Annotated in this window: 23 protein-coding genes and 1 rRNA gene; 9 read left to right on the top strand and 15 right to left on the bottom strand. The window is 29.7% G+C overall.

Annotated features, from left to right (window positions below; translation table 11 throughout):
* Positions 1 to 27: 27 nt before the first annotated feature.
* Positions 28 to 137 (top strand): 5S ribosomal RNA (rrf, locus tag B8T70_RS18920).
* A 205-nt stretch (positions 138 to 342) separates the two neighbouring features.
* Here the strand turns inward: rrf and B8T70_RS18915 are convergent.
* Complete coding sequence (locus B8T70_RS18915; protein ID WP_086895844.1) at positions 343 to 2,616, bottom strand: glycosyltransferase; 2,274 nt, start codon at positions 2,614 to 2,616, stop codon at positions 343 to 345.
* A gap of 547 nt (positions 2,617 to 3,163) precedes the next feature.
* Between B8T70_RS18915 and B8T70_RS18910 the strand changes: the two genes are divergently transcribed.
* The 3 genes from B8T70_RS18910 to B8T70_RS18900 all read left to right on the top strand — a co-directional run bounded on the left by B8T70_RS18910 (position 3,164) and on the right by B8T70_RS18900 (position 4,989).
* Positions 3,164 to 3,325, top strand: a complete 162-nt coding sequence (locus B8T70_RS18910) for a DUF1328 domain-containing protein (RefSeq protein ID WP_086895843.1) — start codon at positions 3,164 to 3,166, stop codon at positions 3,323 to 3,325.
* 51 nt (positions 3,326 to 3,376) lie between these two features.
* Complete coding sequence (locus B8T70_RS18905) at positions 3,377 to 3,715, top strand: hypothetical protein (protein WP_039119281.1); 339 nt, start codon at positions 3,377 to 3,379, stop codon at positions 3,713 to 3,715.
* 254 nt (positions 3,716 to 3,969) lie between these two features.
* Positions 3,970 to 4,989 (top strand): AraC family transcriptional regulator, encoded by a 1,020-nt coding sequence (locus tag B8T70_RS18900; protein ID WP_086895842.1) that lies wholly within the window; start codon positions 3,970 to 3,972, stop codon positions 4,987 to 4,989.
* Between the two features lie 56 nt (positions 4,990 to 5,045).
* Here B8T70_RS18900 and B8T70_RS18895 read toward each other — a convergent pair whose 3' ends face one another.
* From B8T70_RS18895 to B8T70_RS18835, 13 genes are all read right to left on the bottom strand, one after another.
* Complete coding sequence (locus B8T70_RS18895; protein ID WP_039115827.1) at positions 5,046 to 5,306, bottom strand: SemiSWEET family sugar transporter; 261 nt, start codon at positions 5,304 to 5,306, stop codon at positions 5,046 to 5,048.
* A gap of 21 nt (positions 5,307 to 5,327) precedes the next feature.
* The gene (locus B8T70_RS18890) at positions 5,328 to 6,527 is read right to left on the bottom strand and encodes an FAD-binding oxidoreductase (RefSeq protein ID WP_086895841.1); all 1,200 of its coding nucleotides are present in this window, start codon (positions 6,525 to 6,527) and stop codon (positions 5,328 to 5,330) included.
* An 85-nt stretch (positions 6,528 to 6,612) separates the two neighbouring features.
* A complete protein-coding gene (locus B8T70_RS18885) occupies positions 6,613 to 7,425 on the bottom strand; it encodes an MlaD family protein (protein ID WP_039115824.1) in 813 nt (270 codons plus the stop codon).
* 20 nt (positions 7,426 to 7,445) lie between these two features.
* Positions 7,446 to 8,222, bottom strand: coding sequence for an ABC transporter ATP-binding protein (locus B8T70_RS18880; RefSeq protein WP_086895840.1), 777 nt, complete (start codon positions 8,220 to 8,222; stop codon positions 7,446 to 7,448).
* 1 nt (position 8,223) lies between these two features.
* The gene (locus B8T70_RS18875) at positions 8,224 to 8,985 is read right to left on the bottom strand and encodes an ABC transporter permease (protein WP_039115822.1); all 762 of its coding nucleotides are present in this window, start codon (positions 8,983 to 8,985) and stop codon (positions 8,224 to 8,226) included.
* A 685-nt stretch (positions 8,986 to 9,670) separates the two neighbouring features.
* Positions 9,671 to 10,195, bottom strand: coding sequence for a GNAT family N-acetyltransferase (locus tag B8T70_RS18870; protein ID WP_086895839.1), 525 nt, complete (start codon positions 10,193 to 10,195; stop codon positions 9,671 to 9,673).
* A 438-nt stretch (positions 10,196 to 10,633) separates the two neighbouring features.
* Positions 10,634 to 11,203 (bottom strand): pentapeptide repeat-containing protein, encoded by a 570-nt coding sequence (locus B8T70_RS18865; RefSeq protein ID WP_039119274.1) that lies wholly within the window; start codon positions 11,201 to 11,203, stop codon positions 10,634 to 10,636.
* Positions 11,204 to 11,302: 99 nt separating this feature from the next.
* Positions 11,303 to 11,797, bottom strand: a complete 495-nt coding sequence (locus B8T70_RS18860; RefSeq protein WP_086895838.1) for a DNA-deoxyinosine glycosylase — start codon at positions 11,795 to 11,797, stop codon at positions 11,303 to 11,305.
* 8 nt (positions 11,798 to 11,805) lie between these two features.
* Positions 11,806 to 12,663 carry a transporter gene (locus B8T70_RS18855; RefSeq protein ID WP_086895837.1) on the bottom strand — a complete coding sequence of 286 codons (858 nt, stop codon included), beginning with the start codon at positions 12,661 to 12,663 and terminating at the stop codon, positions 11,806 to 11,808.
* A 121-nt stretch (positions 12,664 to 12,784) separates the two neighbouring features.
* Positions 12,785 to 13,234, bottom strand: coding sequence for a GNAT family N-acetyltransferase (locus tag B8T70_RS18850; protein ID WP_086895836.1), 450 nt, complete (start codon positions 13,232 to 13,234; stop codon positions 12,785 to 12,787).
* A 448-nt stretch (positions 13,235 to 13,682) separates the two neighbouring features.
* Positions 13,683 to 14,033: a hypothetical protein gene (locus B8T70_RS18845; RefSeq protein WP_086895835.1), complete on the bottom strand. Its 351-nt coding sequence runs from the start codon at positions 14,031 to 14,033 to the stop codon at positions 13,683 to 13,685.
* Between the two features lie 210 nt (positions 14,034 to 14,243).
* Complete coding sequence (locus tag B8T70_RS18840) at positions 14,244 to 14,741, bottom strand: SRPBCC domain-containing protein (RefSeq protein ID WP_039119269.1); 498 nt, start codon at positions 14,739 to 14,741, stop codon at positions 14,244 to 14,246.
* Positions 14,738 to 15,058, bottom strand: coding sequence for a helix-turn-helix transcriptional regulator (locus B8T70_RS18835; RefSeq protein WP_086895834.1), 321 nt, complete (start codon positions 15,056 to 15,058; stop codon positions 14,738 to 14,740). Before B8T70_RS18835 ends, B8T70_RS18840 begins: the two co-directional genes overlap by 4 nt.
* Before the next feature lie 388 nt (positions 15,059 to 15,446).
* Between B8T70_RS18835 and B8T70_RS18830 the strand changes: the two genes are divergently transcribed.
* From B8T70_RS18830 to B8T70_RS23950, 4 genes are all read left to right on the top strand, one after another.
* Positions 15,447 to 15,677 carry a hypothetical protein gene (locus tag B8T70_RS18830; protein WP_086895833.1) on the top strand — a complete coding sequence of 77 codons (231 nt, stop codon included), beginning with the start codon at positions 15,447 to 15,449 and terminating at the stop codon, positions 15,675 to 15,677.
* A 195-nt stretch (positions 15,678 to 15,872) separates the two neighbouring features.
* A complete protein-coding gene (locus B8T70_RS18825) occupies positions 15,873 to 16,052 on the top strand; it encodes a type II toxin-antitoxin system HicA family toxin (protein WP_086895832.1) in 180 nt (59 codons plus the stop codon).
* Positions 16,053 to 16,075: 23 nt separating this feature from the next.
* Positions 16,076 to 16,471, top strand: a complete 396-nt coding sequence (locus tag B8T70_RS18820) for a HicB family protein (RefSeq protein WP_086895831.1) — start codon at positions 16,076 to 16,078, stop codon at positions 16,469 to 16,471.
* Between the two features lie 10 nt (positions 16,472 to 16,481).
* On the top strand, positions 16,482 to 16,634 hold the full coding sequence (locus B8T70_RS23950; protein WP_165763230.1) for a hypothetical protein: 153 nt from the start codon (positions 16,482 to 16,484) through the stop codon (positions 16,632 to 16,634).
* A 158-nt stretch (positions 16,635 to 16,792) separates the two neighbouring features.
* On the opposite strand, the gene B8T70_RS18815 is transcribed toward B8T70_RS23950, so the two are convergent.
* A complete protein-coding gene (locus B8T70_RS18815; protein ID WP_086895830.1) occupies positions 16,793 to 18,127 on the bottom strand; it encodes a hypothetical protein in 1,335 nt (444 codons plus the stop codon).
* Positions 18,128 to 18,552: 425 nt separating this feature from the next.
* Here B8T70_RS18815 and B8T70_RS18810 point away from each other — a divergent pair.
* Positions 18,553 to 19,776: reverse transcriptase domain-containing protein (locus B8T70_RS18810; protein WP_123912130.1), on the top strand; the 1,224-nt coding region annotated here is incomplete at its 3' end.

Below are 19,776 nucleotides of genomic sequence, written 5' to 3'. Positions count from 1 at the left end.
AAAAGTTACCTCAAGTAACAACGACCTTAAGGTGGTTATTGCGGCGGGGCTCACCTCTTCCCATCCCGAACAGAGTAGTTAAGCCCGCCTGCGCAGATGGTACTGCAGTTATGTGGGAGAGTATGTCGTCGCCTTTCTTTAGAATCCTCATCAAGTAATTGATGAGGATTTTTTTTGTGCCTTACTTTTTAAGAAGCAAAAAGATTTTACCGCAAAGTACACAAAGAAAAAAAACGCAAAGGATCGCAAAGCTATTTATTAAACTTTGCGACTCTTTGCGTAATCCTTTGCGCTCTTTGCGGTTAAATTATTATTCTTAGCAACTTCGAGAGATACTGTAATCTAAATTGATTTATATGCTAAGTTTTCTTTTGTGCTCTCCAGCTTTATAATCTTACTATTAGAAACAATATTATTCTCCATGAGTAAACGTGCAGTTAAATAACAAATCGTAGACTCAGCACCTTGATTTAGATTTACATTTTCTTTTTCTAAACCATCATAACAACCGCCAGTAATTGGATCGTACATAATTTGGTTTAAATGATTCTGACCCAAGAACCAATTAAAGGCCATCTTCATGGATTTTTTGTAAAAAGGATCTTTAAAAGTTTTATAGAATAGGTCTAATGTCTGTATAGTATACGAAACATCTATAGGTTGCTCGCCATATTGGTAGGGTATCGACCCTTTATGATGCCATCCATTATTAGAAATGACTTTAAATTCTCCATTTATGAACATTTTGGGTAATAAAAAATCAAAAGATTCAATTGCAATCTTCTTATATAGTAACCTATCCGTTGCTAAGTAAGCATATAGCATCGATTCAGATAATATACTATTGGCATAAGTAAGATAATTTTCAAACCAATTCCAATTTTTGGTTGCATGATCATTATAATTCTTAGAAAGTCTATCAGCTAGTTTATCTATTATTTCGATAATGCGTGGTGTAGGTTCAACGGAGTTGTATAGAAACAATCCTTTGATTATAAAACCAATTGATCTAGGTGAAGTAACTGTTTCTGTCCAATCTAATGCTTTAAAAATACATTTAGATGCTTTGTTTAGCGTAGAAGGAGGTATAAGTGTCGATTTTAATGAAATTAGCATTCCTAAAGCCCAAATTGCTCTTGCATTTGAATCTTCCAGATTTACAGTATCATTTTTAGGATCTACATTATTAAATTCATCTACATAATTTATAAAATTACCTTCAGGTTGTTGGCATCTTTCAATAAAATTAAGATAAGTATTGATATAATAAATATCATTGATATCTTCTTTAAGTTGGTAATGTAAACACATAGAAATTAATGCTCTCGCATTATCATCGAGTGTATAACCAGAAGTAATATCAGGCTCAGAGATTTTACTAAATTGTATCATTCCTAGCGATGTAGTCATATTTTTTTGATGATCCATTTTTATTGCTGGATACGTAAATTTAACTTCTATAGGCTCTTTTATAATCTTCTGGTAGGTAATCATATGCTTGATTGCTACATTCTCCCAGGAAGTTTTTCTGGTTTTTTCGAATGCATTTAAAGCCATAGATTCTCGCAATCCAGAATCAGAAAGAAGTTTTATAGTTGCATTTGCAAATTGTTCCGAGTTTTGAATGTCTACCAAAATACCAGTATCAGGAGAGAGTACTTCTATAGTATGAGGTATTTTTGTTGCTACAATAGGACAAGAACAGCTCATAGCATACGAAAAAGTGCCACTTACAGCTTGATTCGGATCTTTTGATGTAAAAAGATAGATGTCAGTTGCTTTTAAATAATTTAAAAGTTCCTTAACTTCTAAATATTGATTAACAAAAAGAACGTTGTTTTTTAATTTCAAATCATCTACAATAGATTCTAAATGATTACGGTATTCATCTACATTATTAATAATATTATTGGGATGAGTTTTCCCAAGAATCAGATACAATACAGTAGGGAATTGTTCTACAATTTTCGGAAGTGCTTTTAATCCTGTCTCAATATTTTTACCTTCACCTAATAATCCAAAAGTGGAAAGTATTATTCTATCTTCAAAATTAAATTTTTGCTTTGCTTTTGATGTATTTTCATATTCTACGATATGTGTACCATGATGAACACAAACAATATTTTCTTGATTTATTCCATAATCTTCAACGAGAATTTTTTTAGATTGATTTGTCATTACAAAAAACGAATCAGAATATAATGCTAATAACTTAACAAAGCTTCTTAATTCTTCGTTTGGATTTGGAATAACGCTATGAAAAGTAAAAGTTATAGCTTTTTTACTTGCATTTAAGAAGTCGATTAGGAAATTTCCATATTCTCCGCCAAACAATCCAAATTCATGTTGAATATGGATTAATTTTACAGCATCGTCTTTGTTTATTTCAAGCGCTACCTTCTTATATTCATCTCTATTTTTAGTATTTAAAATATATCCCGATTTAGTATTTGGATTTATTTTATCGGTCAATTCACATATTTCACAGGCAATACTTTTTCCATATACTTTATTTATCGCATTAATACTGTCTTCTGTATAGGTAGCAATACCACATTGTGTTGGCGGAAATGTAGAAAGGAATATTATTTTCGATTTTGTGTCTCTCGTTTTCATGGGCGTTAATTTTTAGTTCTTGTAATAAATCATTTTATGTTTATTATTCTACTATAACTTTATTATCGACAACATGTACTAGATGTATTATGGGGCTTATAAGTTATTCTATTCTAGTTTTATATCTAGTAACCGTTTTGTAACAAATCTTGAATTTATAAAATTAGTATTGTAGAATTACATAGATTAACTCAATCGATTATTTGATTGACTCATTTATGTTTATTCGTTAAAATGGAAGATTTGGTTGAAATTTAAAGTTTAAAACCGCAAAACAGATAAAATTGCTTTTATCAAATGTAAGGATAAATAGCTAGTAAAAATGAATTAAAAACGATGTAATTGGCTTGTTTTTAGATAATTACGAATTGTTTAAAATACTAGATTTAAAAAAGACATAATTTATTTTTTTAAGTATTTATAATGTTAATGTTTGATTGAGGTAATATTTTTTGTGTTTGAGTTAATTCAATTCTTTAAGAAAAGAGAAATTTGTAATAACTAGAAGGTCATTATGATCTTATTTACTAACTAAAAATATATCATTATGCTACGTTGGACAGTCATTTTTATAATTCTTGCAATTATTGCCGGAATTTTTGGTTTTGGTGGTATTGCTGCTGGAACCGCAAGTATAGCCAAAGTGCTATTCTTTATCTTCATTGTATTGTTTGTAATTTCATTGGTTATAGGAAGAAGAAAAGTATAAATTAAAAGATGATAGAAAATTGTATTTATCTCTTTAAAAATTTTATTAATTATGAAAATTGAATATGCAAAACACGAAACGGATTATATTAAAGAGTATCAAGAAAAAGGATATACATCTAACTATCTTTTTGAAAATGGGTATTTGATTGATACAGAAACAAAATACTCCTATAAACCAGAGGAGATATTTATTGTAGCGCAACATCGATATGAAGGTATGAGTAATCCCGATGATATGTCTATTTTGTACATAATTGAAACTGCCGACTCAGTAAAAGGAACATTTTTACTGGGCTATGGTCCCACTAGTGATTTAGATGCCTCTGAATTTTTTAAGGATATTCCGGAGATTAATTGTTCAGATAAAGAAAGTATAAATAATCCATAACTGTTTTTTATTGATTGGGGGATCAATAAAATTATTTTGCTTAAAAAGTCTTGTCATTATAATGATAAGACTTTTTTTTGTGTTTTGTGTTGATATCTAGTTAATTATGGAACTTAATGTCGAAATTCTATAACAATATTCTTGTTTATAATGCGAAATTTGAAAGTATCAAGAAAGAACTAAAACAGATTTAGAGCATCTGTTTTTTTAGAACACTCAAAAGAATTAAGAATTATTTTAAAAAATTATTAAAAATGAAAAATATATATCTAAAAGCCGGAAAAGCACAAGATGTTTTTAATGAATTAAAAGAAAGTCTTAAAGGTACTTTGACCTTGAATAATGAAGAATATAATTTAGCACTAGAATCAGATTTTGTAAAAGGTAATATCGAAGGAATAACATTTCAGGAAGGGATGGCGTACATGCAATTTGATCTTGTTTTTTCTGATGATGTAATGTTGAGTATGGAATCTTTTAAGACATCCCCAATTTTATTTGCTTATTGTTCTGAAGGTGCTCTTAAGCATAGTTTTGGAGAGAATGGAGATAAAAAGAGTCTTAAGAAATATAATTCAGGAGTACTAAAAAGTTCTTCTAGTATTAATAGTATTTTATACTTTGAAAAAAATATTCCGATTAAATTTTCTATAATAGGAGTTGGTATTAGTGTATCTACTAATGGACATAATGATGATTTAATAAATAAGCTAAAAAATACATTTTTAAATAAGAAAGAAAATTACTTAGATATTAGATTCCAAAATTTTAAGATTGCCGAAAAAATTGAAGAGTTTAATGCTATAACCCAAACAGGAATTGTTCGGAGTTTGCTAAAAAAAGGAATTTTGCAAATTATTTTGGCAATGGAAATCGAGCAGCATACTGATAGTTTTACTAAGATATCTCAAGCTATAACTTGTCTTACATTAAAACAAATTGATGAAATTAAAAGGATTTCAAATTTCATTGTAAATTTTCCTGCAGAGGAATTTACTATTAAGTTTTTAACTCAAAAAACAGGATTATCACCAAACAAATTGCAAGAAGGATTTAAGCTCGTGCATAATCGAACTGTAAATGATTTTATAACTTTTATGAGAATAGAAAAAGCAGAGAATTTAATTAGAACATCAGACTTAAATATCTCTGAGATTGTATATTCTATAGGTTTTACAAGCAGAAGTTATTTCTCTAAAATATTCAAACAAAAGTACAACTGTAGTCCTAAAGAATATAAATACAACCAGAACTCGATAGCTAAAACAGCCTAATATATTTATTGGTTTATTAAGGAAAGAAGCAGCTTTTATAAAGCTGTTTTTTTTGTTTATTCTTTTTCGTATTTACTAATAAAGTAGATCATCAATAAATTAAGAAATAAAGAAATACTATTTGTTATCATTATCGGATAATCTTTTTTAAGAAAACCATAAACGACCCATAAAAAAATACCCAGCGTTAGCGTACTAAACATCGTTAAAGAAACATTTTTTACTTTTTTGGATTTCCACACTTTTATAATTTGCGGAATAACAGCAATAGTTACGCATATTCCTGCTACAAGTCCTATGATATTAGTAGTTTCCATAACATTGTTTTAGGAATTTAATTATCTATTAAACTTATAAAATTTTAAATCAGGATGTTGAGAATCGTTTAGTGATGCTATAATAGAATTCATTGCCATGACACTAAAAGTGATGCCATTACCACCAAATCCTAAAATATAATGCTCGTTTTTTTTAGGATTGGGTTTGCCAAAATAGGGTAGAGCATCCTGAGTTTCTCCAAATGTACCAGCCCAGGAATAATCAAGTTTATAATTTATATCAGGAAAACATTTCTCGAATTGTTTTAAAAGATAGGTTTCTTTTCGGTGTAATAGTTTATCTCGTTTTTCGGCATTATGAAATTCTTCATCGCCACCGCCCATAATAATTCTATTATCGGCAGTTCCTCGAAAATATAAATAAGGTTCAGATGTGTTCCAGTAAATAGCATTTTTAAAAGGGTTAGGAATTTCTATAAAGCTTTCTGATGTTAATGCATAAGTACTTTTTAAATCTACAACCTTTTCAGTAAGGGTTTCAGTACTTTCATAACCAGTACAATGTATAATATCTTCGGCTGTAATTGTAAAATCATTTTCAGTTAAAGCAACTATTTTTCCTTTTAGATATTTAAATTCAGTAATATTAGTGCGGTCAAAGATCAGCATTTCTTTTTGTTTACAATATTTCAGAAGGTCATGTGCCAGTTTATACGGATCCATTATTGCTCCAGATTCTGATTCTATGGCAGCAAAAGCATTTAAACCTTGCTTCTTTAAATCAATTTCTTCTAGCCACTTTACTTTAAAACCATTCTCTTTTCGTGCTTTAAACTCTCTTTGTAAAAACGGAACATCTTTTTTTAATGAACAAAAATAGATACTCTTTTTAAACTCAAATTGACAATCACTTTTTATTGTATCGATAATTTTCTTGAGATCAAAGATTGCTTTTTCGCAATTCTTATAACTTGAAACGGCACATTCGAAGCCTCTTTTTTCTATTAATTCATGCAAAGAAATATCAATTTCATATTGTAATAGCGCTGTGCTTGCGGCCGTACTACCGTTACAGATATCTCGTTTGTCTACAAGAACTACTTTCTTACCTTCGGAGATTAGTTTATAAGCTATTAAAGCTCCGGTAATTCCTCCGCCTATAATTAAAACAGGCGTAGTAATGTCTGCATCCAACGATGGATAACTTGTGTCCATAGCATTTTTTATAGGCCAAAAAGTTTCGGTTGAACGTAGTTTCATAATTGTATCTTTTCAATAATCATTTGATTACTGTTTTTAGAACAAGTAATTATATTAGAAGTTAAAGTAGAAGTATTTTTATATATTATTTTTTTGTGTTTTCTTTTGTAGCTTCTTCTTTTTTCTCGTTCTCCTTTTCTTTTTCTTTTTCTTTCTCTTTTTTCTCCTTCTCTAGTTTTTCATGTTCTTCCTTTGCTTTTTTATCAGCTTCTTCTTGTTCCTTTTCTTTCTCTTTTTCCTGTTTTTTGTAATATCCTCTAAACAAGAAATTACTTTTGGCAGCTTCCATGTTCTGACTAAACCCTTGTGTACCATTTTCTAGATTGGTAATTGTTTTGGTCAGTGTATTTGCAAGTTTAGGATCAGTCATTAATCTAGATAATGCACCGTTCCCATTATTCATATTATGGGTGAAAATGGCAAGTTCTTCGGATATTACACCTGCGTTGTCCACACTTTTCTTTACACTTTTCATGATATCATCCATTTCGATGGCATCTATAGAAGCAATTTTGCCATTATTAGCAATGATTCTATTAGATTTGTTTCCCGGAGATATGGTAAGAACTTTGTCACCCATCAATCCTTCAGAGCCAATGCTAGCTCTGGCATCAGTCTTTATAAATTGCTTGACCTCTTCTTTTATAACCAGTTTTACAACTACCGAAGAATCGTTTATCAATTGTATTTCTTCGACAGTACCAATGTTAATTCCTGAGAAACGTACATTGTTTCCGACTTGTAAACCACTTACGGTTTTAAAAGTTGATGTTATATGAAATGTTGAACCAAATAGATTTTGTTGTTTTCCGATAAAGTAAATAGTTACCATAAAAAGGATTAAGCCTATTGTTACAAACATTCCTAGTTTCCATTTATATCCAGATTCCTTATTCATAATTTCGTTTTATTAAATGTTTATATAAAGAATGATCTTACCCATTCGTCTTCACTTTTTTCTAATTCTTCGTATTTCCCTTCAGCATGTATTACACCATCTTTTAAAATCATAACTCTATCTGCAGTTAGTTTGGCACAAGACATATCATGGGTAATAATTATCGAGGTTGTTTTACGCTTTTTCTTAATTTCTAATATTAATTCACTTATTTCTTTAGATGTAATTGTATCCAATCCCGTGGTAGGCTCGTCATATAGAATAATTTCGGGTTTTAGTATTAATGTACGGGCAAGACCAATTCGTTTTCGCATACCGCCGGATAATTCCGAAGGCATTTTATCTACAGCATCGGCTAGACCAACACTTTCGAGAACATCCATAACTTCAGTTTCTATTTCCTGAGGGGATAATTCCTTGTTATGTCTTTTTAATGTAAATTCTAAATTCTCTCTTACCGACATCGAATCATATAAAGCCCCACTTTGAAAAAGAAATCCAATTTTGACTCTTATCTTATTGAGTTCACTTTTTCCTAATCCAATTATTCCTTCGCCTAAAACACTTATATTTCCTTTCTCAGGAATTACCAATCCTACAATACATTTTATAGTTATAGATTTTCCTTCGCCAGACCTTCCTAATATCACTAAGTCTTCGCCTTTATTTACAGTAAGATTTACTCCTTTTAAAACATCATTATCGCCAAAAGATTTATGCAAATCTTTAATCTCGATTACAGGAGTTTTTTTATTGGGAGCAACTGTTTGTACTATATTTTCTTGTTCAGATTTCATATTAAAAGAATAAATCAGTGATTTGTACTGCGAGCATATCTATGATAAAAATGGTAAGTGATGCTGTAACTACTGCTGAGTTTGCAGCTTTACCAACACTTTCGGTACCGTTTGCGGCATTAAAACCTTTGTAACAGCCAATCATTCCTATAAAAAAACCAAAGAAAAAAGTTTTTATAGTGGCGGGAAAAATGTCTATAAAGTCTAGGGATTCAAAAACCTGCGACATATAGCGATAAGCATTTACATCGCTGTGAATTGTAATTCCTGCATAGCCGCCTAAAATCCCTATTGCATCGGCAAAAATTACCAATATAGGAACCATTAAAGTTGTGGCTAAAATGCGGGTTACAACCAAGTATTTGAACGGATTTATGGCAGCTACTTCCATAGCATCTATTTGCTCGGTGACTTTCATCGAACCTAGTTCGGCACCAATTCCGGATGAAATTTTTCCTGCGCAAATTAATGCAGTAATTACTGGAGCAATTTCTCGAATTAATGATAATGCAACCATACCTGGTAACCAGGATTCTGCGCCAAAAGTGGCTAATGTAGGTCTTGTTTGCAATGTAAGCACTAATCCCATTATAAAGCCTGTTATCGCTACCAACGGAAGAGATTTATAGCCAATAAGATAACATTGCCTAAAGAATTCTTTGGTTTCGTATGGAGGAATAAAAACTTCCTTGAAAAACTTTTTGGTAAAAAGTGTTACATCACCAATATCTGTAAAAGTGTCTTTTAAGTAGAAAAGTGGCATAGTATATTTTTAGTTGTTGAAAAATCATTTTATAATCGTAATGCGTATTAAAAAAATGGAAAAATTCTTAGTCTGTAAAAAAATACTTAACTAAAGGTAATTTATATTTTCTTGAAAAACACTATGATTTTACAAATCAGGGTGTTTTAAAATATTGATTTGTAAAATGTTATGTTTGTTGTTGTAATGATAAAGGTCAGTATTTTACATACAATTTTCATTATATAACTTTAAATAAAGATTATATAATTCGCATCGATTAAGGAATATTGATGTAAATAGATATTGTAAAAAATAAAAAAAGAATAATAAATCCGATAAACTAAAGATTTATTGGATTTCGCCAAAGAAGAAATATAAGTTTTGATACACTACGCTTAAATGTACTTACATAACTTATATATTGACTTTTCTTAAACCATATAAGTGATTTAAGAAAGTAGAAGATTATTACACTATAAAGGAAAAATAAGTTTTATTGGAGTAAGCTTAAATGTATTTACATCATTTATATGTTTATTTTTTCTTAAACCATATAAGCCATTTAAGGAATTATAAGTTTTATTAGATTACGCTTAAATGTACTTACATGACTTATATGTTTCGTTTTTCTTAAATTATATAAGTGATTTAAGAGAGTAGAAGTTTTAAAGTGTCTTATTTAAAGGAACATATCTATTTTTGTTTAGAACAATAATCTAAAACCAAAAACAGGAAGTTCACCTTGCATAAAATCCAAATCTTCAAATCTTTTAAAACCCAATCGTTCATACATTTTCCAAGCAGTTTGCATTGCTTTGGTCGAATGGATAATTAGCTGATGTTGTTTTTTACCTTTAGCTTTCTGGATGCAATCATTTATTAATAGTTTACCAATTCCTTGATCCCTTGTCATAGGATCTACTGCTAATAATCGGAAACCAGAGGTGTTTTTTTCTTTGGTAGCAATTCCGCCAGAACCATAATATTGCATATCGCCAAAATAAACTAGGCCACCAACTATTTTGTTATCAGAAGAAACAGCAACCAAAAGTTCTGTTTCGGGATTAGTAGTTAAATCACCAATATTGGCAAGCATCTTATAATAATTGGGTTGCTCAGATTCTTTAGGGAAACCTTCTAATTGCGAATAAACCAGAACCATCAATTTTCCGATTTCTTCAAATTCATTTGCATTAGCATTTCGGATGGTATATTCTTGGTTATTCATAATCTAATATGGTTTGTTAATATTGAAGAAGTAAATATATAGTTTTTAATTCTTTGTCAATGTACGCGGATTAAAACTAATTTTTTTAAATTAATGAGTGAATTCGTGAATGTTTTAGACTGAAGAAATGAACCGTAAAGGGCGCAATGGTTTACGCAGAGGTCGCAATCCCGAAATGTCGGGATAGGACTGAATTCTTTTATTTCTATCTAACTCTTTGCGAAAGGAACGCGGATAATACTGATTTACTAAAAGTAAAGACGCAGATAAAAACAGATTTCTCCCTTTCCGTCCTGAAGCTTCAGAATCGATATCACCATTGTTAAAAAAATCCGTTTTTATCCGCGTTTTCGCCATAGCGAATCCGTTAAATCCGCGTTCCTTTCTAGACAATTTAAGTTAGTAACTATAAAACACAAACATTTTCTTGAAATCTTTTTAGCTTACTATAATATCATGTTTAAAAAGCAATCCTTTTACTTCTTTTAAGGTAAAAATTGCTTTTTTGAGTTTTACTCTAGATGGGTCGATGGTATAATTATAACTAGTTTTAAAGTCAGTTTTGTTTGCAATAGCTTTATCAAATTCGGCACGATATAAGTCGCAATTATCAAAAATTACATTTGTAATATCGCTTGCCATAAAATCGACAGCAACCAAACTGCAATCTGTAAACGAAGTTCCTTTTATCTTTAAAGTATAAAACTTAGAAAAATCGAGAACACAATTATTAAAATTTACTTCAAAGATGAGTTTGTCACACATGGCAAAATTCACATCCTTGATTTCACAATCATTAAAAGTAGCGGTTCTAAAAGCGACATAGTTTATTTTGGCTTCGCTAAAGATGCAATTATTAAAAACACAATCGATAAAAGTTACGGCTAGAAAAGTACAGGCAGAAAAATTACAATTGGTAAAAGTACAAGATTCAAAATCCTTGAAATTCGCATCATCTATGTTATAAGTGATGTCTTTATATTCAATATCAAGGAAATAGTCAGTCATGTTAATTAGTGATGGAAAAAGATAAAAAGTGAAATGTAAAAAATGAAAAGATGATACAAATAAACGAAAATATTTATTGTAGAATTCAAGATTTGGTTTTTAAATTTTTTGCTGTAATTCCAAAATAATTTTCCATTCATTTAGTTTAGAATCGAATGATTTTCCAGCATTTGCAGGACTGGTTGACGGAAGCGTAAGGAGTTTATAATCATCGCTTACTTTAATATACTTTTTAAAAAATGCAGCCGCTTTTTGTCCATTAAACAAGATAGTTTTAATGTCAGGATGTTGTTTTAAGAAAGTATCAAAATCATTTGTTATTTCATTCTTAATGGCGCTATCAAGACTTCCAACTCTGTCACAGTATTTTAAAACATCCCATAATGCGATGTTATTTTTTATTAAGATTTCTTTTTTGGCTTCATAAACATCAGTAAAATCTTCATTGAAAACGGTGAATAATATTTTCCAGAAGTTATTTTGTTTATGTCCATAGTATTGCCCTAATTCCAAAGATTTTATTCCAGGCATAGTTCCCAGGACTAAAACAGTGGCATTTGGTGACGATATGGGATCAAAAGAATAACTTTCCATTATTTAGCTTATTTACTATTTTGAGAAATCACAATTAAAACAATGGCTATTAACGCAAGGAAAAGTCCGAGATAATTCAGCTTAGTTTGTTTTTCCTTAAAGACTAAAATACCAGTAAGACTTCCTATAATGATTACACCCATATTCATTCCTGCAAAAACAGTCGACGGATTTTCGGCAAATTCCTTATGCGCTTTTAAGTAAAAAAGAATATTACCAAAATTAAGGATACCAATTAACCCACCAAATAAGATATTTCTCGGAGTTAGTTTTACTTTCTTAATAAGTGTTTGATAAAGAACTACTACAATCATTATCGTCATTGAGATTGCAAAAATAGCAAACAACGAAGTAGTGTAGGGAAGGTCGGTGTGAGTTGCTATTTGCTTAAAAAGAATATCAATTACTCCAAAACCTAATAATACAATTGCAGGATAAAACCATTTATTAATGGTCTTGTCTGCGGGTTTATTCAGGATAAGCAATAGGGCAGGAAAACCAATTAAAAGCGCAGTTATTTTAAGAATATTAAATTCTTCTTTAAACAATAACCAAGCAGCGAGAATTGGGATAAATAGCGAAAGGCGTTGTGCAGCATCTGTTTTTACAATCCCCATATGTTTTATAGACAGAGCCAAAAAGAGAAATATAGAAGGTAATAAAACCCCAATCACAATATAAAGATTCCATGGTGCAGTAGCTGTAATTGCAGTAATATCTGGGCTAAATGATATATAACAAAGCGCCAATGCAAAGATGTAATTGTAAGCTACGATTTGGGTATTATTAGTATCGTATTTTCGTGCTATCTTAAATAAAACACCAACACTTACACTGCATACAATACTTAAAATTAGAAATAACATATATTTTTTCTGGTTTATTTTCGACGAAATTATTCGCTACCAAATTTACTTCTATTTTAATTAAAAAAAGCCTTCAAAAACGTATGTTTTAGAAGGCTTTATATTTAGCTGAAAATCAGGTTTATTTAATAAAATCCATTTCGAGATGTTCGATTCCAGCATCTACAAAATAATTATCAGTTTCTTTAAAACCATTTTTTATATAAAATTGTTTCGCAACAACCTGAGCGTGCAAGTATATCTTTTCTTCCAGTTTTACATCATCCAGAATTTTAAGCAATAATGCTTCGCCAATTCCTTTTCCTCTATAGTTTTTCAGTACGGCAATGCGTTCTATTTTAGTTCCTTTTTCAGTTTTTCTATATCTCGCTGCACCAGCAGGCAACTCATTATAAGTAGCTAAGTAATGAACAGATTCGTTGTCATCCATCGATTCGCGTTCTACCGATACATGTTGTTCCTCTACAAAAACTTGTCTTCGTATAAAGAACGCAAGATCTATTTGATCTTGGTTATCTATTTGTTCAGTCTTAATTATATTGGTCAAAGTTGCGTTTGATTTATTCTCCATTTTAATTGATTTATGCTGTCAAAAAATAATTTATATGCAAATATACGTAGTTGACTACATATATTCAAAATCAATAAGAAAATTTTAAGTTTTATTAATACAGCAAGCAATAATCTTTCCTGTAAAACAATATTAAATAAATAGAAGATTCTATTTTCCCAGGAGCAGAACAAGAGTTAGTTAATATAAACTTGAGTCCCGCTGTACACTATATCTTTTCATGGCTAAAGGAGCCATAAAAAGGATGCCGTTCCATCGGGGCTAGGAGGGAAGATCAGTAATTCTATCACCTTTTTAAGCTTGTTTTTCAATAGGATTTCTATTCCTGCAAGGTTTTTTTCAACCTTGTAGGTATAATTTTTACGACCTAATGATATTCTGTGTTATTATGCTAATTGGAAAAATAAATTTTGCACACTGGAACATTTAGTAGAATATCATCTACTCATTAATTGCAAAACCATTCAAAAGGAAAAAGCCCAGTAGGATTTATTTTTAAATGTAAATTATATACACCCCGGTTATTTTTTCTATAGATATATAAGTATTTAGAACATTCTTTTTTACACAATAAATCTCCTATTTCAACTTTTTCGTAATCTGTAATTATATAGTTCCAAAGAGTAATTTCTTCTTTATTGTTATAAAATATTAATGTTTTTGTTGGAGATATTTCAATTTTTGTTATTACAAAATTATAACTATTTCTATATTCTTCTCTAGACTTAAAAAATGTATTAAGAAATATAAATAGTGCTACACCAATAAAAACAAATATTATTAGATACTTTTTTTTCATTTGTATTATATTAAAAAAAATGGGATTAAAGACGATGTATGATTTTTAGCATCTATTGAAGTTTCATGTTAACGTAATTATAGCGCAGATATTTTTCGTCTCCATTACAATGAGAAGCAAGAGAGTGTCTCATTTTAGGCATCTTATTAATTATCATACCTACAAGGTCAAAAAAGACCTTGCAGGAGATTTATATAAATTAAGCATAAATTACTTTTGAGATAAAGTCCCTAATAATTTTTCTAAGTTATCAATAGACATTGTAAAGCCTTCCTTAAAGCCCATTTCAATCATTCTCTCCAAACGTTCCAGAGATTCATTTACAATAGTAATGCTCACTTTTGTTATGCCGTTTTGTTCGCTAAAATTGTAATCCCAATCAGAACCGGGTATTTCTTTATTTTCATTTTCGTCGGCAAAAGTATTGTACATTTTAAAATTGGTCTTTGGAGTAATCGAAGTATATTCCTGAACAGACCAGCGTTCCAATCCTTCGGGACTTACCATAGCATAAAATCTTCGTCCGCCAACTTCAAAATTCATGTGTTTTGTTTTAGCTGACCATGGTTTAGGAGCAACCCATTGATCCAGAAGTTCTGGTTTGGTAAAAGCGTCCCAAACTAGCGGAAGCTCCGCATTAAATTCTCGGTTTATGAATACCGTTTTTATGGATTTGTCAACGGTAAAATCAAATTGTAAATTTTTCATTTTTTCTGATTTTTAAGTGTTAATAATACTTCGTCGAGTTGATTAAATTTAGTTTCCCAGATTTCTCTAAATTGGGTTAACCATTTATCAATCTCTTTCATTTTTTCAATTTCGAGTGAATAATAAATTTCTCTGCCTTGTTGTTCCTGTTTTACAAGTTCGCATTCGGTAAGTATCCGTAGGTGTTTAGAAACAGATTGTCGGCTAGTATCAAAGTTCTCTGCAATGGCGTTGGGAGTCATTGCTTGTATGGCAAGTAAGGCAATTATAGATCGCCTTGTTGGGTCGGCTACAGCCTGAAATATATCTCGTCTCATATTACTTAAAGTTTAAAATAAGAAACCAATCAGTTGCAAATATACATGCAGCTATTCGGTTTCGCAAATTTTTTGATGATTATTTTTAAAAATTATGCTGCAAAGTCATTAAGGAACAAGGTTTTAAAGTTGTTTTCTTTGCTCCCGATTCCGAAGCGTCGGAACAGTATAGTGTCTTTACGAGGTTATTTCTTCAGTATAAAATAGGATAGGAAAAGCCCATCGATTACACGGGTTTTTCCTATATTTGCCGTTCTTAAATCTTCACATTAAGAACAAAATAAAATTGCCCTTATGCTATGTAGTAAAGTTCCGAAAGGGCTTTGACGCCGTGAAGAAGCGTAAGACTGCTAACGCATAAGGGTTTTTATTCTTAAATCTTCACATTATGAGTACAAACAACCTTTCAGAAGAAGCCAAAACAAGGCTCATGAATTTTTTTAGCAATACAATAGACCCAAAAGGGATGGCTAAGGTAATAAGGCAAGCAAATTATCTTCTTGCTTTAGGAGCCATGAGGGAACAAACCCTTCAAAACGAAACAATCAATCTAGAAAATAGCTTTTATTGGCTCAATGAATTAGCCGAAATTCTAAATCCTTATTTAGATGTGGAATAAGTTTTCTTGTTATATTTTTATTAAACCTCGATTTTAAAAAGTCGAGGTTTTTTTTTCTTTAGAGATTTTAACAACGTATTTATAGTAAATATTTTCTTACTTTAAATGTAAATATGTTTTATCTTTAAACTCAAAAAAGTATAATATTAAAACACTATAGATAGTAATTTTACTATCTTTGCTAAACTTTTATAAATGAAATCTAGAGAATTTATTAGAGAAGCTTTACGAAAAGGATGGGTATTCTCAAGACAAGGTAAAGGAAGCCATGAAATTTATGAAAAAGATGGAAAACAAGTTGTAATACCCAACCATGGATCAAAAGAGATAGGAAAAGGATTAGAACAAAAATTAAGAAAAGAAATGGGACTTTAATTCTTGAAAAAATAATAGAAAATATGAAAACAATTAAAATTATTATCGAAAGAAACGAAGATGGTTTTTGGGGTTATGCTGAAAATGAAAAAGCAATTGTGGGCGGTGGAGATACAGTTCAGGAATGTAAACAAGATATATTAGATTGTATTGAAACTTTAAAAACTTTAAATACAGACAATAAGCCAGGTTTTCTAGAGAAAGAATACGAGTTGGTTTATAAATTTGATACAGCCAGTTTATTGAGCTATTACAAAGGAATATTTACAAATTCTGCTTTGGAACGAATTACTGGTATTAATCAAAAACAAATACAACATTACGCATCTGGACATAGACACCCAAGAGCAGAGCAACGTTTAAAAATCGAAAATGCATTACATAATTTGGGCAAAGAACTTTTAGCTGTAGAATTATAACCCAAAAGGAATGGCTAAAGTAATAAGGCAAGCAAATTATCTTCTTGCTTTAGGAGCCATGAGAGAACAAACCCTCCAAAACGAAATAATAAACCTAGAAAACAGCTTTTATTGGCTCAATGAATTAGCCGAAATTCTAAATCCTTATTTGGATGTAGAATAAGTTTATCTGATTATATTTTTATTAAACCTCGATTTTAAAAGTCGAGGTTTTTTATTTAATTTTTTAGTTTCTTTCTCAGGATAAAAGGCATTATCGTACAAGATATTATACGAAGCTTATAACACAATAAGTAATAAAGCACAATGAAATAAAAATGGTTAAATCTTATATATATTTTCGAATAAAGAATGATTAGTTGTTATTTCTTCACCATCTTTTGTTTTACGGATAACAACAAAATTCTTAATCACTTTTATGTTTAAAATTCCATCTAATCGAAAGTATCTAATCTTTCCATTTCTGAGTAAACAATTAGCTTTGATTATTATCGAGATATTTCCATTTTCAATTAATTTTTGTTTGACTGGATACTGGCTCCAATTCTCTTTGTTAATTTCAGCAAAACCTTCATTCAACTTTATGCCAACATTTTCATGTAAATTTGAATCATTTCCATAAATTAAAAGTTGTGATATTCTAATAATTCTGTTAGTTATACGTTCAAATTGATCTTTATATTTTACATATAAATATTGCCCCTCATTAAAAGAACAATCAGAAACATCTTGTTTTTTGTTGTTTATATATGAAGGATATGATTCTCCCCATATAACATTATCATCTATTTGAATTAAATTTTTTATTTGATTTACATTTATATCTTTCTGACTAAGAAAATCAAATGAATTTAAATTGTGAAAATAGTGCTTAAATATTATTTCTCTGGGTTCTATTATTTGATAATCAATAGCAATATCTTCTTTTCCTTCTAGTGTAAACTTTTTATTAATTGGATATTGAATAAGTTTATTTGAATTTATTGTATCGTTAATCCCAGAAATAGTTAGTTGCAGATCCTTTATAGGTTTAATCAAAAGTAAAATTTGATAAGGAAAAAAATCTTCTGAATAAGATTTTGTAACATGATTATACCATTTACACTTAAATTCAATATTTAATTTACCCGTTTCATCACAATATTTTTTCTTCTCATCAGTAAATCTATAACCGATTACATGCATAATTGGTGGTAAAAAATCCAGATGATTTGTTTCTACTAAACTCCCATTACTATTAGATCTATTTATTTTTATCTTATTTAATTCAACATCTACTGAATGTAAAGTAACTTTCTTACTCAAATATTTATTTATAAATTTTTCTTCAGCATCTTTTAATTTAGTTTCTGGGGCAAATACAATTAATTCCAAGAAATCATTATCTACTACACTTGAAACAGATGTAAGTAATTTACCATTAATCCACTTCTTTACAAATTTTCCATTTTTTGTGTCATAATACATTCCATGTAATGATTTTCCTAAATTCTTACCAGTTTCAATATCATGTTTGGCATTTTTTTCTTCAAAAACATTAATGATAGGCGATGTGAATTCAGGATTACCAGAAATTTTGACTGATTTAACATCTTCATAGTAAGGATGCTCATTTGTTACATATAGTGTTCTAGTTGGTTTTTCTTCTTGTTTCATTTTGTAATATTTTTCAATGTTTTTATTCAAATATAACATTTTAACATTATATTTGACATGAATCCTAAAGGAAAGTGAAATAACATCTAGTGGGTTATATATTTTATCTTAATTGATTGAATATACTTTAAAACAGATAGGTTTTATTGGAAAGAATATTTATTATTCTGTGCCATCTTCAACGTTGAAGAAGCCACAGAAAGAACTATAACTAATGCTATTATAGATTGATGTATCAATGATTCACCTATAAATATGGGTAGTCCGCAAGATACGAATTTAATTAATTTCATGATTTCTAAAGTGTTATTTATATATTTACTCGACCCCTCAATGACTCAGTTACTGGGTACTGGCCCGACTTATGTGTAATGTTATTTATGAATACGTTATTGATACTTTAGGATTCTTTTATTAATTTTTTTATGCACAAGAAACCTCCTCACTGGTTTAAAGAAAAAGGATATTTACATTTATCGCCTTCGCTAAAATTTGGTGAGAGTTGGCAATCTATTGTAAGAAAAATTGAAAGCCCAAAATTCATTTCCAAATATGCTTTTTTTCCATTGTTGCACACATTTATAGTAGAACGTAAGTATAAGAAGGGTAATCTCGAAAAACATGTAACAGATAAACGAAAACACACACACCGAGATTTAAATACCAATAAGCCAATTAGGAATGCTAAGCTTCGTCCATTGCACTATGCAAGCCATTTTGACGCATTAGTTTACGGTTATTATGCCTTTAAACTTAATGAGATATATGAACTTGAGTTAAGTAAAAAACATCTATTAAATGAAGCAATAATTGCTTACAGAAAAATTGAAACTGAAAAAGGTTCTGAAAAGGGAAAGGCAAACATGCATTTTGCAAAGGAATGCTTTGACGAAATTAAGAAGCGTTCAATAAATGACGATGTTGCAGTGTTAGCCATAGACTTAAAAAGTTTTTTTTCGACTTTGGATCATTCTTATTTAAAAAAACAGTGGACTAAATTGATAGGCGAAGAACAGTTGCCGCCTGATCATTATAATGTGTTTAAATCGTGTACAAAATTTAAATATATTTTAAAAGACGATTTAAGAATAGGAAAAAACAGTAGAAAAGGCAAAAAAAAACCATTTGACGAAAGCAAATTAGCAAATATTAGAAAAAACAAAGGATATAGATGCTTTTTTGAGACTAATGAAGAAATGAGGAAAGCAATTACTGAAGGTAACTTACCGATATATTCAAATCAATTCTATAGAAAAGTTGAAAATAAGAATCAAACTAAATTTCTTAACAGAAAAATTAATGTAGGTATTCCACAAGGTTTACCTATTAGTGCAGTTCTTGCAAATATTTATTTATTAGAATTTGATAATGAGATATTAGATTACATAACTGACAAACATAATGGCTTTTACAGAAGATATTCTGATGATATTTTAATCGTTTGCTCAAAAGAAAGTATATCAGAAATTGAAAAGTTTTCTTATGAATTAATTAATAAATTTAACATAAAAATAAGTGCGGAGAAGACAGAACGTTTTATTTTTAAAAATGTAAAATATAATAAAGACAGTTATAAAAAAAGATTGACCTGTTTTTCATTAGACAGAGAAGGTAATGAAAAAATATCTTCATTAACATACTTAGGTTTT

Source organism: Flavobacterium sp. AJR (assembly GCF_002156885.1).
GTDB lineage: Bacteria > Bacteroidota > Bacteroidia > Flavobacteriales > Flavobacteriaceae > Flavobacterium.
Note: the sequence above shows the minus strand (reverse complement) of the source record. Positions and strands in the feature narration are given on the sequence as shown.

Coding starts and splice junctions, on each gene's coding strand:
- B8T70_RS18840 (WP_039119269.1), bottom strand. CDS start 14,741: ATGAAAAATTTACAATTTGATTTTACCGTTGACAAATCCATAAAAACG.
- B8T70_RS18865 (WP_039119274.1), bottom strand. CDS start 11,203: ATGACTGACTATTTCCTTGATATTGAATATAAAGACATCACTTATAAC.
- B8T70_RS18895 (WP_039115827.1), bottom strand. CDS start 5,306: ATGGAAACTACTAATATCATAGGACTTGTAGCAGGAATATGCGTAACT.
- B8T70_RS18830 (WP_086895833.1), top strand. CDS start 15,447: ATGAGTACAAACAACCTTTCAGAAGAAGCCAAAACAAGGCTCATGAAT.
- B8T70_RS23950 (WP_165763230.1), top strand. CDS start 16,482: ATGGCTAAAGTAATAAGGCAAGCAAATTATCTTCTTGCTTTAGGAGCC.
- B8T70_RS18825 (WP_086895832.1), top strand. CDS start 15,873: ATGAAATCTAGAGAATTTATTAGAGAAGCTTTACGAAAAGGATGGGTA.
- B8T70_RS18875 (WP_039115822.1), bottom strand. CDS start 8,985: ATGCCACTTTTCTACTTAAAAGACACTTTTACAGATATTGGTGATGTA.
- B8T70_RS18855 (WP_086895837.1), bottom strand. CDS start 12,663: ATGTTATTTCTAATTTTAAGTATTGTATGCAGTGTAAGTGTTGGTGTT.
- B8T70_RS18890 (WP_086895841.1), bottom strand. CDS start 6,527: ATGAAACTACGTTCAACCGAAACTTTTTGGCCTATAAAAAATGCTATG.
- B8T70_RS18860 (WP_086895838.1), bottom strand. CDS start 11,797: ATGGAAAGTTATTCTTTTGATCCCATATCGTCACCAAATGCCACTGTT.
- B8T70_RS18870 (WP_086895839.1), bottom strand. CDS start 10,195: ATGAATAACCAAGAATATACCATCCGAAATGCTAATGCAAATGAATTT.
- B8T70_RS18910 (WP_086895843.1), top strand. CDS start 3,164: ATGCTACGTTGGACAGTCATTTTTATAATTCTTGCAATTATTGCCGGA.
- B8T70_RS18850 (WP_086895836.1), bottom strand. CDS start 13,234: ATGGAGAATAAATCAAACGCAACTTTGACCAATATAATTAAGACTGAA.
- B8T70_RS18845 (WP_086895835.1), bottom strand. CDS start 14,033: ATGAAAAAAAAGTATCTAATAATATTTGTTTTTATTGGTGTAGCACTA.
- B8T70_RS18915 (WP_086895844.1), bottom strand. CDS start 2,616: ATGAAAACGAGAGACACAAAATCGAAAATAATATTCCTTTCTACATTT.
- B8T70_RS18900 (WP_086895842.1), top strand. CDS start 3,970: ATGAAAAATATATATCTAAAAGCCGGAAAAGCACAAGATGTTTTTAAT.
- B8T70_RS18880 (WP_086895840.1), bottom strand. CDS start 8,222: ATGAAATCTGAACAAGAAAATATAGTACAAACAGTTGCTCCCAATAAA.
- B8T70_RS18820 (WP_086895831.1), top strand. CDS start 16,076: ATGAAAACAATTAAAATTATTATCGAAAGAAACGAAGATGGTTTTTGG.
- B8T70_RS18885 (WP_039115824.1), bottom strand. CDS start 7,425: ATGAATAAGGAATCTGGATATAAATGGAAACTAGGAATGTTTGTAACA.
- B8T70_RS18815 (WP_086895830.1), bottom strand. CDS start 18,127: ATGAAACAAGAAGAAAAACCAACTAGAACACTATATGTAACAAATGAG.
- B8T70_RS18905 (WP_039119281.1), top strand. CDS start 3,377: ATGAAAATTGAATATGCAAAACACGAAACGGATTATATTAAAGAGTAT.
- B8T70_RS18835 (WP_086895834.1), bottom strand. CDS start 15,058: ATGAGACGAGATATATTTCAGGCTGTAGCCGACCCAACAAGGCGATCT.